Source organism: Bacillus sp. FSL K6-1366 (genome assembly GCF_037976695.1).
In the GTDB taxonomy this organism is placed as follows: Bacteria; Bacillota; Bacilli; order Bacillales; family Bacillaceae; genus Bacillus; species Bacillus subtilis.
Genome location: NZ_CP150268.1, coordinates 74,288 through 88,762 on the forward strand (window position 1 = coordinate 74,288; position 14,475 = coordinate 88,762).

Annotated in this window: 12 protein-coding genes; all 12 read right to left on the reverse strand. The window is 45.3% G+C overall.

All coding sequences use genetic code 11. The features are described from left to right. Window positions 1-148: 148 nt before the first annotated feature. On the reverse strand, window positions 149-1,684 hold the full coding sequence (locus tag MHI44_RS00445) for an acyl-CoA carboxylase subunit beta (RefSeq protein ID WP_339202636.1): 1,536 nt from the start codon (window positions 1,682-1,684) through the stop codon (window positions 149-151). A 10-nt stretch (window positions 1,685-1,694) separates the two neighbouring features. Next, a complete protein-coding gene (locus tag MHI44_RS00450; RefSeq protein ID WP_339202638.1) occupies window positions 1,695-2,477 on the reverse strand; it encodes an enoyl-CoA hydratase in 783 nt (260 codons plus the stop codon). A 20-nt stretch (window positions 2,478-2,497) separates the two neighbouring features. Then, window positions 2,498-3,397 carry a hydroxymethylglutaryl-CoA lyase gene (ldeG, locus tag MHI44_RS00455; protein WP_072174029.1) on the reverse strand — a complete coding sequence of 300 codons (900 nt, stop codon included), beginning with the start codon at window positions 3,395-3,397 and terminating at the stop codon, window positions 2,498-2,500. A 32-nt stretch (window positions 3,398-3,429) separates the two neighbouring features. After that, the gene (locus tag MHI44_RS00460) at window positions 3,430-3,651 is read right to left on the reverse strand and encodes an acetyl-CoA carboxylase biotin carboxyl carrier protein subunit (protein WP_021479784.1); all 222 of its coding nucleotides are present in this window, start codon (window positions 3,649-3,651) and stop codon (window positions 3,430-3,432) included. 14 nt (window positions 3,652-3,665) lie between these two features. After that, entirely contained in the window at window positions 3,666-5,000 is a 1,335-nt protein-coding gene (locus MHI44_RS00465; RefSeq protein WP_339202642.1) for an acetyl-CoA carboxylase biotin carboxylase subunit, read from the reverse strand. Window positions 5,001-5,009: 9 nt separating this feature from the next. Continuing rightward, on the reverse strand, window positions 5,010-6,659 hold the full coding sequence (locus MHI44_RS00470) for an AMP-binding protein (RefSeq protein ID WP_213407783.1): 1,650 nt from the start codon (window positions 6,657-6,659) through the stop codon (window positions 5,010-5,012). A gap of 43 nt (window positions 6,660-6,702) precedes the next feature. Continuing rightward, window positions 6,703-7,845 (reverse strand): acyl-CoA dehydrogenase, encoded by a 1,143-nt coding sequence (locus tag MHI44_RS00475; RefSeq protein ID WP_160221624.1) that lies wholly within the window; start codon window positions 7,843-7,845, stop codon window positions 6,703-6,705. Between the two features lie 90 nt (window positions 7,846-7,935). Then, a complete protein-coding gene (locus tag MHI44_RS00480) occupies window positions 7,936-8,241 on the reverse strand; it encodes a DUF5367 family protein (protein WP_003245257.1) in 306 nt (101 codons plus the stop codon). Further along, window positions 8,231-8,383: a hypothetical protein gene (locus tag MHI44_RS00485; RefSeq protein WP_041055511.1), complete on the reverse strand. Its 153-nt coding sequence runs from the start codon at window positions 8,381-8,383 to the stop codon at window positions 8,231-8,233. The genes MHI44_RS00480 and MHI44_RS00485 overlap by 11 nt, the downstream gene beginning before the upstream one ends. A gap of 83 nt (window positions 8,384-8,466) precedes the next feature. Then, entirely contained in the window at window positions 8,467-9,999 is a 1,533-nt protein-coding gene (locus tag MHI44_RS00490) for a glycoside hydrolase family 10 protein (RefSeq protein WP_181217100.1), read from the reverse strand. 135 nt (window positions 10,000-10,134) lie between these two features. After that, complete coding sequence (locus tag MHI44_RS00495; RefSeq protein ID WP_014476970.1) at window positions 10,135-10,527, reverse strand: DUF1360 domain-containing protein; 393 nt, start codon at window positions 10,525-10,527, stop codon at window positions 10,135-10,137. 107 nt (window positions 10,528-10,634) lie between these two features. Next, entirely contained in the window at window positions 10,635-14,474 is a 3,840-nt protein-coding gene (ppsE, locus tag MHI44_RS00500) for a plipastatin non-ribosomal peptide synthetase PpsE (protein WP_339202643.1), read from the reverse strand. Window position 14,475: the final 1 nt, after the last annotated feature.

The following is a 14,475-nucleotide window of genomic DNA, read 5'->3' on the forward strand; positions in this document are numbered from 1 at the left end:
GATAAACTGACAATTGCCGCTAGAGGTGCGGCAGCCTTTATTTACTATTCTAAAAAACCAACCGTTTTATGCAAATGTAATTAGTTGACATAATGTTGTTATTGTAAATATATAAAGGAGCGCTTTTTACGCTCCTAAGTTCTTGCTTTTACACTGGATAAACTGGATGCTTTCGATTGGTAAATGTCATTTCCTTTGTCATGTATGCCTGGAGCCGTTTTGCCAGCTCATCACGCAGCGAATTGGCTGGGATAACAGCATCAATGATCATTTCTGAAGCCAGACGGTAGATATTGATGTCCTCTTTGTATTCCTCCCGTTTGCTGCTGATAAATGCGGCTCTCTCTTCTTCTGGCAGCTCGGCGATTTTTTTAGCGTAGACAGCGTTTACAGCGGCCTCAGGGCCCATGACGGCGATTTGGGCGGTTGGGAGCGCTAGACAGCAATCCGGTTCAAATGCCGGCCCTGCCATTGCATACAACCCCGCCCCGTACGCTTTTCGGACAATGACAGAGAGCTTTGGAACAGTTGCCTCCGACATCGCAGAAATCATTTTCGCTCCGTGTCTGATAATCCCAGCCTGTTCTACTTTTGTGCCAATCATAAAACCGGGGATATCCGCTAAGAACAGCAATGGGATATGATAAGCGTCACATAAGGTAATAAACTTAGCCGCTTTGTCTGCTGAATCGTGGAATAAGACGCCTCCTTTTACCTTCGGCTGGTTTGCAACAATGCCGACAGGCTGTCCGTGGATTCGTGCGAGGCCCGTCAATAATTCCGGTGCAAATAAGGCTTTGATCTCAAAAAATGAGTCTTCATCTATGACCCGCTCAATCAGCTCATGCATATCAAAAGGTGCGTTTTGATTTTGCGGAATGACGTCGGCAAGCGGAGTTTTGAAGTGTTTTGGCGGGCGTTTCTCATGAATGGGCGCTTTTTCTTGAAAATTTGCCGGAAAGTAAGACAAATAAGCCCGCGCCAGCTGTATGGCTTCTTCTTCAGTTTCTGCAAGAATATCTCCGCAGCCGGAGATTGAGCAATGCATACGGGCGCCACCCATTTCTTCAAGAGACACTTTTTCTCCAATAACCATTTCCGCCATCCTTGGCGAGCCTAAATACATGGAGGCGTTACCGTCTACCATAACGACGATATCACAGAAGGCCGGAATATAAGCGCCACCTGCTGCAGATGGTCCGAAAAGCAGACAGATTTGCGGAATGCGTCCCGATAATTTGACTTGATTGTAAAAAATTCTTCCTGCACCGCGTCTCCCTGGAAAGACATTGATTTGGTCGGTAATTCGGGCGCCTGCCGAATCGACTAAATAAATGAGCGGACAGTTTAATTTTTCGGCGGTTTCTTGAATTCTGATGATTTTTTCAACTGTTTTTGCTCCCCATGACCCCGCTTTCACTGTTGAATCATTCGCCATGACGCAAACGGTTTGGCCGCCGATTTTGCCAATAGCGGTTACAACTCCGTCAGCGGGAAGCCCGTCTGACATACATTCCGCAAAAAAAGCGTCTTCTAGCTCAATGTCATCGTCAAAGAGAAGGGAAAGCCGCTCTCTGACAAAGAGCTTGCCTTTTTCCCGATTGCTTTGATGATACTTTTCCGCTCCGCCTTTTCGAATCCGTTCAGCCCGTTCTGTTCGTTCCTTTTCATAATCCATGAGCATTGCCTCCCTTTTATATTCCCTTGTATACGGCCCGTCTTTTTTCTTGAAAGGCCTGAAGCCCTTCTCTCCTGTCTTTTGTCGGGATGGTTTGTTCATACGCTTTTTGTTCAATCGCAAGGCCTGTAGCGAGATCTGTCTCCAATCCTTTATTGATTGCAAATTTAGCCTGACGGACAGCGATCGGCCCGTTGGCAGAAATGGCTGCGGCCAGTTCCTCTGCTTTTGGCATAAGGTCATAAGGAGCCGTGACATGCTCTACAAGGCCGATTTCTTTTGCTTCGTGTGCGGTCACGCGTCTGCCTGTATAAATGAATTCTTTTGCTTTTCCTCTGCCAATCAGCCGGGGCAGCCTTTGGGTCCCTCCAGCGCCCGGGATAATAGCTAACCCTGTTTCCGGAAGTCCCAGCACAGCTGATTCAGTTGCGATTCGAAGGTCGCATGCCAATGTCAATTCTAGTCCTCCGCCTAATGCGCTTCCATTTATCGCAGCTATGACCGGCTGCGGTAAGGCATCAAGTAAAGCCGCCGTTCTTTGAATGAGAGATACACTTTCCAGAACCTGATCTTCTTTCAGTTTTATCCGTTCCTTTAGGTCTGCCCCTGCACAAAACGCTTTTTCACCGGTGCCTGTGAGGATGACGCAACGGATGTTTGAGTTAAATTCAATTTCCTGGATAATCATTTGCAGGTTTCTAAGCATTTCCGCTGAAAGAGCATTTGCTGCCTGAGGCCTGTTTAAGGTGATCAACGCAATATGTTCATTTTTAACAGTAAAAAGAATAGAATCTCCCATTGTATGCGTCCTCCCTTTTATCAAGATGATTTAAACACCTGTAAATTTCTGCTCGGCAGCGGTTTGCCCATTTTTTCTTCAATCCATTTAGCCGCAGATAGCAGTTTTTCGAGCTTTACATTTGTTTTGATATCCATCTGTTCAAGCATGTACACGATATCCTCAGTTGCGGCGTTTCCTGATGAACCTGGCGCATATGGGCATCCCCCAAGCCCGCCTGCCGAGCCGTCGAACACCGTGATGCCCATTTGGAGTGCTGTGACCATGTTGGCCAGAGCGGTTCCTCTCGTATCATGAAAATGCAGGGCAATTTGATTAGCCGGGAATCGTGCCAAAAGAGCTTCAAGTACAGTTTCCACTTGGGCGGGATTAGCCGCTCCAATCGTATCTCCAAGCGACAGTTCAGAAATCCCAAATTCAAATAGAGCTTCTGAAAGGCGAATGACTTGTTCAATGGGGACATCTTTTTCGTACGGACAGCCGAAAACAGTCGAGAGGTAGGCTCTTGTTGTGAGGTTTGCTTTTTGTGCGTCGTTGTTTACTTGTTTGAGTATATGAAGGGATTCAGAAGTGGATTTATTGATGTTTTTTCTGTTGTGCGTCTCGCTGGCGGACATAAAAACGCAAGCCTCGTTAATGCCTCCTTCAAGTGCATTCTCCAGTCCTCTTTGATTCGGGACAAGTGCCGCGTACGTTACCCCTTTTAAACGGTCGATGCCTTTTGCTACATCGATAGCATCTCGAAGCGCCGGAATCCATTTCGGGTGAACGAAGGATGTGATTTCAATATACGAAAGCCCTGTCCTGGAAAGCTGGTTGATCCAGGTTATTTTATCCTCTGTTGAGATCCATACGGGCTCGTTTTGTAAGCCGTCACGCGGGCCGACTTCTTTGATTGTCACTTTTTTAGGATATGTCATGGTCTTCCTCCAAATTATGGTCTTCCTCCAAATTATTGAGTGGAATCGCTCAGTTCGAGCAGTACGTCTCCTTCATTTACAAAGTCGCCTTCATTTTTTTTGACTTCTTTTACGATTCCGCTTCTATCTGCAACGATCGGGATTTCCATTTTCATCGATTCCAAAATGGCTACCTCCTGGCCCTTTTCGATTTGGTCGCCGGCTTTGACGTGGACTTTCCACAGGTTTCCTGCCATTTGTATGTTAACCGTCATGACAACTGCCTCCTTTATAGGTGTTGTTTCAAAAAGTCAGTCGTGACATCCCCTTCTTTAAATGCCTTTGTTGCCGCAGCCTGTATGAGAAGCGGAAGATTTGTTTTGATTCCCTCTACACGATAGTCGCGAAGCGCTGTCTCTAGTTTTTCAATTGCTTCTGTTCTGGTTTGGCCTTTGACAATCATCTTAGCGATCATCGGGTCATAAAAAGGGGTAACGGTGCTGTCTTTTGCTACCGCACATTCGTGTCTGACTCCTTTTTGGTCAGGAAGTGAAAACGCAGTGATCGTACCTGGTGACGGGAAGAAGGTCTTGGGATCTTCCGCGTATATTCGAACCTCTATCGCATGCCCGTTCCGTTGGATGTCTTTTTGGGAGAATGTGAGTGTATGGCCCGCAGCAATCCGCAGCTGCTGCTCAACTAAGTCCAGGCCTGTTATTTCTTCAGTCACGGGGTGTTCAACTTGCAGTCTCGTATTCATTTCGAGGAAATAAAAATTTTGCTTCTGGTCAACTATAAATTCGATGGTGCCTGCGTTCGTATAGCCGATTGCCTTCGCTGCTTTTACCGCTGTTTGCCCGATCTTCATTCTTAGTTCATCGTCTACAAATGGAGACGGTGCTTCTTCAATGACTTTTTGGTGGCGCCTCTGAACAGAGCAATCACGTTCAAACAGATGTACTGTATGGCCGTGTTGATCGGCCAAAAGCTGAACCTCGATGTGGCGCGCATGTTCAATAACTTTTTCTATATACATCGACCCGTCACCGAAAAAATCTGCTGCGCGCTTTTTGTTTCCCTCGTACGCTTTTTTTAATGCTTCTTCATTTTCAACACGCTGCATTCCGATGCCCCCTCCGCCCGCTGAAGCTTTCAGCATGACAGGATAGCCGATTTGACATGCGGTGCGGCAGGCTGCCTCTATATCTCCGAGGGATTCAGAAACGCCCGGCACCACAGGGACACCTGCAGCCTCCATTGCTTTTCGCGCTTCAATTTTGCTGCCCATCTTTGCGATGATATCAGGGGAAGGTCCGATAAACACGATGTTTTCTTGCTTGCAGCGTTCAGCGAACCGGCTGTTTTCTGATAACAATCCATATCCCGGGTGGATCGCGTCGGCTTTTGCTTTTTTCGCCGTCTTTATGATTCTCTCTATATTTAAATAACTTTCACTGACTCTCGATTCCCCGATCAAATATGCCTCTGTAGCGGCTTTTGTATGGGGCGCGTCCTTGTCTGCTTCTGAATAAACAGCGACCGTTTTAATGCCGAGACGGCTGCATGTTCGGATAATTCTCATTGCAATTTCTCCGCGGTTGGCGATCAGTACTTTTGTAAACATGATTTCACCTCATTGACTTGATGATAAGTTGAACATTTCAATCGTTTTTTCTCGCAGTTTATATTTTTGAATTTTGCCTGAGGCCGTCATCGGATAGTCATCCGTAAAAATAACATAACGCGGAATTTTGTGGCGGGCGATTTTCCCTTTGCAATAGGCTTTAAGCTCATCAGGTGAAACGCTTTTACCGTCTTTCAGTTTAATCCAGGCTGCAGCTTCCTCCCCGAATTTGGCGTCAGGCACACCAACGACCTGTACATCTAAAACAGCGGGATGCCGGTATAAAAATTCTTCAATTTCCCGCGGATAAATGTTCTCGCCGCCTCTGATGAGCATATCTTTTAATCTTCCAGTGATGCGGCAGTACCCGTCTTCATCCATGACAGCAAGATCTCCGGTAAACAGCCATCCGTCATGATTGATTGCTTTTCTGGTCGCTTCTTTGTCTTTATAATAGCCTTTCATGACGTGATAGCCACGGGTGCACAGCTCTCCCTGCATGCCTCTTTGAACTTCTTGACATGTCCCGGGTTCTACAATTTTCACCTCAGTATGTGGCAGGGCACGGCCGGTTGTTTCGACTCTTCTTATGAAGGAATCATTTGCTCTCGTTTGTGTAATGACTGGCGAGGCTTCGGTTTGTCCATAGGCGATCGTAATGTCTTTCATGCCCATCCTTTCAATCACAGCTTTCATCACTTCACTTGGACAGGGAGAGCCGGCCATGATTCCTGTTCGGAGCGTCGATAGATCATATGCATCAAAATCCGGATGATGCAGCTCGGCGATAAACATGGTAGGCACACCATGGAGCGCTGTGCATTTCTCTTTTTCTACCGTTTTAAGGACGGTAACGGGATCAAATTCTTGCACGGGTATCATGGCTGCCCCGACGGATACACATGCCAAAACCCCAAGGACGCATCCAAAGCAGTGAAAAAACGGAACAGGGATGCACATGCGGTCTTGAGAGGTTAAAGCCATACATTCAGCGATATTAGCAGCGTTATTGATGACATTGAAATGGGTCAGCATCACGCCTTTTGGAAACCCTGTCGTTCCTGATGTGTATTGCATATTAATCACATTGTCTTTATCCAGGCTGTTCATTCTCTCTTCAAGCTCAGCATCTGTCACTGTTTTCGCCAATATCTCTGTATCGTCCCAATGATACATGCCAGACAATCGTTTATTGCCAATATAGATCAGCGTTTTTAAAAAGGGATAGCGTTCAGATTTCAGTTGGCCGGGCTTTGCTTCTTGCAGTTCTGGAATTAAACTGTTCACGATGTCTGGATAAGAAGTGCCCCTGTATGAATCCATGATAATAAGCGCCGCGGCATCCGATTGCTTTAACAAGTAATCAAGCTCGTGTGCTTGATAATTGGTATTGACGGTCACGAGCACGGCTCCGATCTTCGCAGTTGCGAACTGGACGGCAAGCCATTCAGAGATATTAGAAGCCCATATGGCGACGTGGTCTCCTTTTCCAATCCCCATCCGCATGAGACCTTTAGCGGTTTGACGGCACAGACTGTCAAATTGAGCGTACGTATAGCGGATATTTCGGTCTGGATACACAACAGCATCTCGATCGGGATACGCATCAGCTGTTTGTTCCAGCAGCCTGCCGATTGTGGAATGGATGAGTTCAGCCATTCATTGTTCCTCCTTTCTTAATGATAGGAAAGCGTTTACATTTTTATTTTAAAAGCTGTCTGGCGATCACGAGACGCTGAATTTCAGATGTGCCTTCACCGATTTCCATTAATTTTGCGTCCCGCAGCATCCGTTCCACCCCATACTCTTTCATATAGCCTGAACCTCCATGGATTTGAATGGCTTGATTGCAAGCTCTTGTCGCCATTTCAGATGCGAATAGCTTGGCGTACGCCGCTTCTTTGGTGAACGGGCGGTTATGATCTTTCAGCCAGGCGGCTTTTAACACCATTTGCCGTGCCAGATCAATTTCCATCGCCATGTCAGCAAGCTTAAATTGAATCGCTTGAAATGAAGAAATCGGCTGTCCAAACTGTTTTCGTTCTTTCGCATATGCCAATGATGCGTCAAGGGCCGCTTGAGCAATGCCGACTGCAAGAGCAGCGATGGAGATTCGACCACCGTCCAGCGTATATAGAAACTGTTTAAACCCTTTTGTTGGATCGCCGAGTAAGTTGGCCGCAGGCACTCTTACATCCTCAAGCAAAATTTCCGCTGTATTCGAACCGCGGACGCCCATTTTATCGTACGGGCTCGTAATCGTAAGTCCTGGTGTGTCAGTTGGCACGATTAATGCGGAGATGATGTTTTTTCCATCTTTGTTTTTGCCTGTTACTGCAGTCACAATAACTGTGCGTGCGTAGCTTGCATTAGTGATCCAGCACTTTTCGCCGTTGATTACATACTCGTCACCATTTGAAATCGCTTTTGTTTGAGTGCCTCCTGCATCTGAGCCTGCATTTGGCTCCGTCAGGCCGAATGATCCGAGTGCTGTGCCTGAAGCCAGCGGCGTCAAATGCGTCCGTTTTTGCTCTTCTGTTCCGAAGTAGTATAGAGGGCTTGCGCCTAGCGAGACCGCTGCAGCATAGCTTAATCCAGTACTGCCGCAGGCTTTGCCGACTTCTTCAACCGCTAAGGCATATGAAATCGTATCACCGCCAGATCCGCCGTATTCTTCTGGAAATGGAATACCCATCAGACCGAGTTCACCCATTTTTTTAAATGTATGCATCGGGAACTCGCCTGTTTGATCTACATGTTCAGCGTGAGGAGCAATTTCTTTTTTCGCAAAATCTTTTACCATTTCACGCACCATTTGTTGTTCTTTTGTCAGCTCAAAATTCACATCGTTTCCTCCTTCACATCTTTGTAACATCCTATTAGGCGAGTTCTATAATCATTCCCTGACAAGAAAAGTCTGAAAATTAAAACTGAATCATTTTTTATGTGATAATATCAGCGGGATGAGTAAATACATGCAGTAGGCGCATACCATCCATATCGTAAACGCAATAACTTGGCCCTTTGATAAAGCCGGGAAGATGAGGGGAAGATTCCAAAGGGAAATCGTATCCATCAATAAACCGACCGCTGATCCCCATATACCTAGCTTGATCACCGCGAACTGTGATTGATCGAGTTTTTGATAGAGAAAGAACACAAGGCATAAAACTAGAGCAGTGCCCGCTCCCAAGAGAAGAAAGTTCGGCAAAAAGGCTTCTTCAGCCGGATCAGTCAACACAGCATCTTCGAACAGCACAAAAAATAATGTGGCACCTAACCAGACTAGAAATGAAAACGTAAAACACGTCCTGTACGTGTTTCTCTTCGATTTTACTTAGTACTAGCTTCTCAGATTCCAATAATGGAAAATGTCCAAACACCGCCTACAGCGGTTTACCATCGTTTCCTGTCTCCAAAATCACTTTTAAAAAAAGACGACTTAGAAAGCCGTCCTTCTCATTTCTTATTTTGTTGTTCGTTTGGAAGCCTTGCTTTCGTTATGAAGCCGGTCTGCTGAAGTGACATAATACGTATATTTCTTGTTAGGATCTGCCGTGTTATCTAAGAAGGTTTGCTGCTCATGTGTTTTTCTTTGCGTTGCCAGCAATGTTCTCTGCTTTTTCCCTTCGGCTCTGTATATCGCATAATAGGCTGTTTCTTTCGTTTTTTGATTTGATGGGTGATCTTTAATCTGCAGAAGATTGCCGTTTTTGTCTTCGGTGACTTTCGTAAGCTTCGGTTTTTTTGGGGCGGTACTGTCCAGCCAAGGCATTTGCGGAACCAGTGCAGGCTTGCTGTAAAGATCAGTGCTGAGCCTTTCTTTGATGCCAAGCGGATTTTTGTTGAGGTCCTTGAGGCTGAAATGCATGCTTCCTTTCACCAGTTCAAGCTGGCGGTTCAAAGTGATTTGCCGCACATATTCCTCAGGGTCGGACCAAGGCGGATCAAAATTGTTATTGATTTTATATGCTGCCTGGCCAATATATAAGTGAACAGGCCTATTTTTGACTTCATTGCTCCACCAATCAGCCAGCACGTCGTAAGCCGCTGCGTTAAAGCCGATACTCCAATAAATTTGCGGAGCAATATAATCGATGTCGCCTTCTTGGATCCAATGTCTTGTGTCTGCATATAGATCGTCATAATTTCTGACGCCTGCTTTTGTATTCGATCCGGTCGGGTCATCTGCTGCGTTTCTCCATACTCCAAAGGGACTGATGCCGAATTTGACATACGGTTTTGCAGCTTTAATTGTTTGGTTGATTTGTTTGACAAGCTGGTTCACATTGTCCCGCCGCCAGTCATCGATATTAGAAAAAGCGTCTTTTCCGTATTGTTCGTACTGTGCTTGATCAGGAAATTCCTGTCCTGCTATTTTATAAGGGTAAAAATAATCATCCATATGAACAGCATCGATATCATAATGTTTTACGACTTCTTCAATGCCTTTGACGATAAAATCTCTCGCTTCTGGAATGCCTGGATGATAATACAGCTGGTTTCCGTAGGCGGCAACCCAATCTGGATGTTTTCTTGCCGGGTGACTCTCAGACAATTTATTAAGATCTGTATGATTCATTGTAATACGGTAAGGGTTAAACCACGCGTGAAATTCCAAATTTCGTTTATGGGTTTCTTCAATCATAAATGCAAGAGGATCATAGCCCGGGTCCTTCCCTTGGACACCGGTTAAGTATTCCGACCAAGGCCCGTAAGCTGACGGATAAAAGGCATCAGCCGTCGGTTTAATCTGAACAATAACGGCATTCATTCCCATTTTCTGCACATCGTCCAGCAGTTTGATATACTCCTGTTTTTGCTCTTTCACAGATAACCCTTTTTTGGACGGCCAATCAATATTTAATACGGAAGCAATCCATACGGCTCTCAGCTCCCTGTCAGACTGCGCATTGGCCATAAACGGAACGGAAATGACAAACGTTCCGATGATCAAGCTGACAAGGAAACGGACAATCGACTTTTGGCAAACCTTCATTCTGTTTCTTCTCCCCCATTACATCACTTTCACTATTCGCTATTACGGTATTCCCGGGCTATAAAAGGGTGATTAACAGAATGTCTATCTCACTAAATAAACGAAAAAAGTCCTAAAGCATGTTGTGAACCGCTTTTAGGACTTTTTATCATTCATCATGGTTTGCAGACTTTTTAACACGTCAATAAGTTTTACGCCGACACCGACAGCCGTTTCAAGGATCGCTTGTGCTCCGGCAATGGCTAAAATAAAGATCAGCGGTATTGCAATACGAGGCAAAAATAGATAGCCAAGTCCGATCAAGATGGCACACCAAACACCGGCACACCAGTAGCAATTGAGCATGTATCCAAAGTTAGAAGCCGGCACGCTTTTTTCATCTACATGCCCGTTTTGATCAACAATCCTTTTCTTTTTCATAAAAGGTTTTCGGATAAATTCTGTGATTTTGTCGAATACAATCAAATGTGTCAGCCTGTAACTGGCTAGAATCAGCATGATAAACGTAAGAAAAGATAGATGATCCATGACAAGCCTCCAAGAAAAAGGATGATGTTATCATTCCCTAGTGTCATCGATCCATTCTTTGATACAAAAAGAAGCGGACAGAGAGTGCCTCTGTCCGCGAATCCGCTCTATTGTTTGTGCGGGATTGCTTTATTTGAAGTGATCTTTTCTAAAATGTCGAGGATGATGTCAGCATTCTTTTCAGCATATGTTCCTTCCAGCATGTCTTTATGAGCGCCAAAACCCGTGTACTCACTATAGTTTCCGCAGGCGCCTTCCCATTTCGTTAAGCCTGTATTCTTGCTGGTTTCGGGATGGATTCCAGCTTCGATGAAATGAATGCTTGCTTTGATGTGCCCTTCATTCAGCAATTGTGCCCAATATGCCTGATAGTTTCTTTTTTTCTTCATCACCTTTTCTCTGACTGCTTCAGGCAGATATGCTGCAGATTCGTCATTCCCGGTATCGATAGGCAAAGGCTGTTCTTTTAGATAAGCGTCCACGATAATGAAGTCGCTGACTTCCAATCCTTTGCGCTCCATAGCCTGTGCCACTTCAAAAGCCAGGTTTCCGCCTGCAGAGTAGCCTAATAAAACGTATGGGCCCTCAGGCTGTATGTCCGTCATGCAATTAACATATTGTTCAATGCGGGTGTCTTGTTCAATAAAGTGAAACCCGTATACGGCTGCCTTCTCATTCAGCAATAAAGCAAGGTCTTTAAAATAAATGCCAAATCCTGATATCGGCGGGAAGCAGAAAAGATTTTGCGCGCCGTGCTGGTTCAGTTTGATCACATGCTGTTCATCTGCCGCTCTCAGCTGTTTAGAATAAAGTTTTTCGGCAAGCTGAGCGATTGTCGGATGTTCGAACAAGAAATCAATCGGTATGTCAATGTTCTGCTGATGTTTTAGTGTATGTATGACTTGCAGTGCTTTTAGTGAATGTCCGCCAATAGCAAAGAAGTCATCATCAATACTGATTGTGTTAACACCGAGGACTTGCTTCCAAATGTTCGCCAATTCTTCTTCAACCAAGTTTCTTGGCAATATGATGTTCTGTCGTTTGGCAGGCTTATTTTCTGGAATAGGCAGCGCGCTGCGGTCTATTTTTCCGTTTCCGGTAAGCGGCATCCGCTCCACACGCACCCAGTGCTGCGGGATCATATAGTCTGGAAGCACACGCGCCAAATCGGCGCGAAAATCCGTATCTGTTTTTTTGTGATCACCGACGTAATGAGTGTACAGCTGCGCCTCTCCATCTTTTTCTCTCAATGTCACTGCTGCTTCTTGAACGCCTTCCATTTCTAACAGGCGCGCTTCTATTTCGGCAGGCTCAATTCGTTTTCCGCGGATTTTCATTTGCCTGTCAATTCTGCTGATGTATTCTAAGTTTCCATCAGGCAGCCAGCGCGCCAAATCACCGGTACGGTATATTCTTTCTCCAGGCAAGAAAGGATGAGGAGAAAAAACAGCATTTGTCAGGTCATCTCTGTTCAAATAGCCTTTAGCGACACCATCACCGCCAACACAAAGCTCGCCGGGAACGCCTATTGGCAAAAGACGTCCTTTTGTATCTAAGATGTAAGCGGTGCTATTGCTGATTGGTTTTCCAATCGGAATCGGCCCCGCATAGTCTCTCTTCATTTCAAAAAAGGTTGAAAAAGTCGTGTTTTCCGTAGGCCCGTAAATATTATGAAGCGCGAGATCTGGACAGGCGTGTCTGACAGCATTCATCAGAGCAGGAGAGAGTGCTTCTCCTCCGACATATAACGTATAGAGTCCGCGAAACATGTCAGCTCGTACCTGTGCCAGCTGATTAAAAAGAGCTGTCGTTAAAAATAGCACTGTAATGTCATTTTCAAGCAAATACGCTCCAAACTGATCAGGTGTCAGCATTGTCGATTTATCAATGATATGAAGGCTTGCGCCATTTAAAAGTGCCCCGAACATTTCAAAGGTGACGGCGTCAAAGCTGATAGATCCAGTCATAATAAACCGGTCATCACCGGACGCAGACGTGTAATTGCTGTTTCTGACAAGGGACACGACATTGCGATTCGTGATCATGACCCCTTTCGGCCGGCCTGTTGATCCTGAGGTATACATGATGTACGCAAGATCATCCGGGCTGGAGCTGATATTAATAGGGAAATCGTTCTCTTCCATCAATCCCTGCGCATCTGAAATGATACATGTTCCTGAGAACGTAGCGTTTTGCTCCAATCCCTTTTGAACAATCAGCATTTTTGCTTGCGTTTCCTCAAGCATAAAGCTGACTCGTTCAAGCGGAAGCTCCGCATCAAGCGGGAGGTATGCTCCCCCTGCTTTTAATACGGCAAGCACACTGATCATGAATTCGGGAGAATGTGCAGCCAATATTCCGGCTGTCTCGTTTTTCCGAAATCCCTTTTGAATTAACTCTCTGGCGAGCGCATTAGAGCGTTTATCAAGCTCTTTATACGAAATAGACATATTGCCATACACAAGTGCGGTATGGTCTGGCGTCTTTTCTGCTTGTTCGCGAAATAAATCGATAATTGTATGATTCTTTGGATACTCCGTTTTTGTATTGTTGAACTGTGTGACAATCTGCTCTTTTTCTGTTGCATCAAGAAAAGAAAAATCAGCAATTGGCATATGAGGGTGCTGTGCAGTTGTGCTAAGCGCTTGCGTAAATTGCCTCTTGATACAGCTGATCCAGGCAGCATCGTAAACGAATGCATTATAGCTGAACTTGATGACAAGCTCTTCGCCGGGAGCAACGACAAGATTAAAGTTATATCCTGATTGCTCGGATACTTGAACTTGATCGATTTGCAGCGGTGAATCGGTTTGATCAGCGGAATCGGCGATTTTCTGCTGTAACGGATAGTTTTCAAAGACGATAATGTGATCAATCAGTTCCTGTTTTAATGCGGTGTTTGCCTGAATATCAAATAAAGGCTGGCAGGTAAACGGCTCAGCTTCCAGCATTTCTTTCTGGCAGCGTATGAGCAGCTCGTGAAACGTTTCGTCTTGATGTGTTTTAATTCGAATCGGTATGGTATTGATAAACAACCCTATCATTTGCTCCACGCCCGGGATTTCTGACGGTCTTCCTGATACAACTGCGCCAAACACAACGTCGTCTGTGCGATTATATTGCTGTAGCATCACACCCCAGACCGCCTGAATTAGGATAGCGAGCGTGACGCCGTGTTGTTTGGCAGTCTCTTTCAGCTTGTCTGTCAGTGGTTTATTTAATGAAAATATCAAATCTTCACGGTGATAACCTTCTTTTGTTTCTTTATCAGACACACGAGGCAGAGGTGATGGAGTGCTGTAGTTTTTTAAATAGGTATCCCAGTAGGCTGCTGCTTTTTCTTTGTCTCGGTTTGTCAGCCAGGAAATATAGGTGCTGTACGGACGGACAGGGTCTAATGAAAGCGGTTTTCCTGCATGAATCGATTGATAAATTTGCATAAATTCCTGCATAACAATACCTAGGCACCATCCGTCCATTAAAATATGATGGTGACTCCAGATACAGACATGTTCATCTTTAGCTGTTTTGAATAGAGAAATCCGCATCAGCATGTCTTTTTGCAGATCAAAGCCTTTTTGCTTGTCCTTCTCTTTAAAGCGTTCAATATACTCATTCTGATCGTTTGTTGGCAGATGGGAAATGTCTTCGCTGTACAAATGGAATTCACGTTCTGTCATCACGACTTGCCGAGGTCCCGACAAATGCGGGACGTGCGGCAAAAACACGGTTCTGAAAATATCATGGCGGTCGATAATGGCTTGAATGCTGCGCTGAAACCATTCATAGCTGAGGCTTCCTTTAATGGTGAAGAGCGACTGCTCAACGTATGCCCCCTCCTCTTTACGGAGGAAGGAATGAAAGAGCATTCCCTCCTGCATATGACTCAGAGGATAAATGTTCTTGATTTTTTTGATGTTATCCATAGTGTCTGCACCTTTCTTCACG

Excerpts from the sequence above, each read along its gene's own strand:
- MHI44_RS00445 (WP_339202636.1), bottom strand. The coding sequence starts at position 1,684 with ATGCTCATGGATTATGAAAAGGAACGAACAGAACGGGCTGAACGGATT.
- MHI44_RS00450 (WP_339202638.1), bottom strand. The coding sequence starts at position 2,477 with ATGGGAGATTCTATTCTTTTTACTGTTAAAAATGAACATATTGCGTTG.
- ldeG (WP_072174029.1), bottom strand. The coding sequence starts at position 3,397 with ATGACATATCCTAAAAAAGTGACAATCAAAGAAGTCGGCCCGCGTGAC.
- MHI44_RS00460 (WP_021479784.1), bottom strand. The coding sequence starts at position 3,651 with ATGACGGTTAACATACAAATGGCAGGAAACCTGTGGAAAGTCCACGTC.
- MHI44_RS00465 (WP_339202642.1), bottom strand. The coding sequence starts at position 5,000 with ATGTTTACAAAAGTACTGATCGCCAACCGCGGAGAAATTGCAATGAGA.
- MHI44_RS00470 (WP_213407783.1), bottom strand. The coding sequence starts at position 6,659 with ATGGCTGAACTCATCCATTCCACAATCGGCAGGCTGCTGGAACAAACA.
- MHI44_RS00490 (WP_181217100.1), bottom strand. The coding sequence starts at position 9,999 with ATGAAGGTTTGCCAAAAGTCGATTGTCCGTTTCCTTGTCAGCTTGATC.
- MHI44_RS00495 (WP_014476970.1), bottom strand. The coding sequence starts at position 10,527 with ATGGATCATCTATCTTTTCTTACGTTTATCATGCTGATTCTAGCCAGT.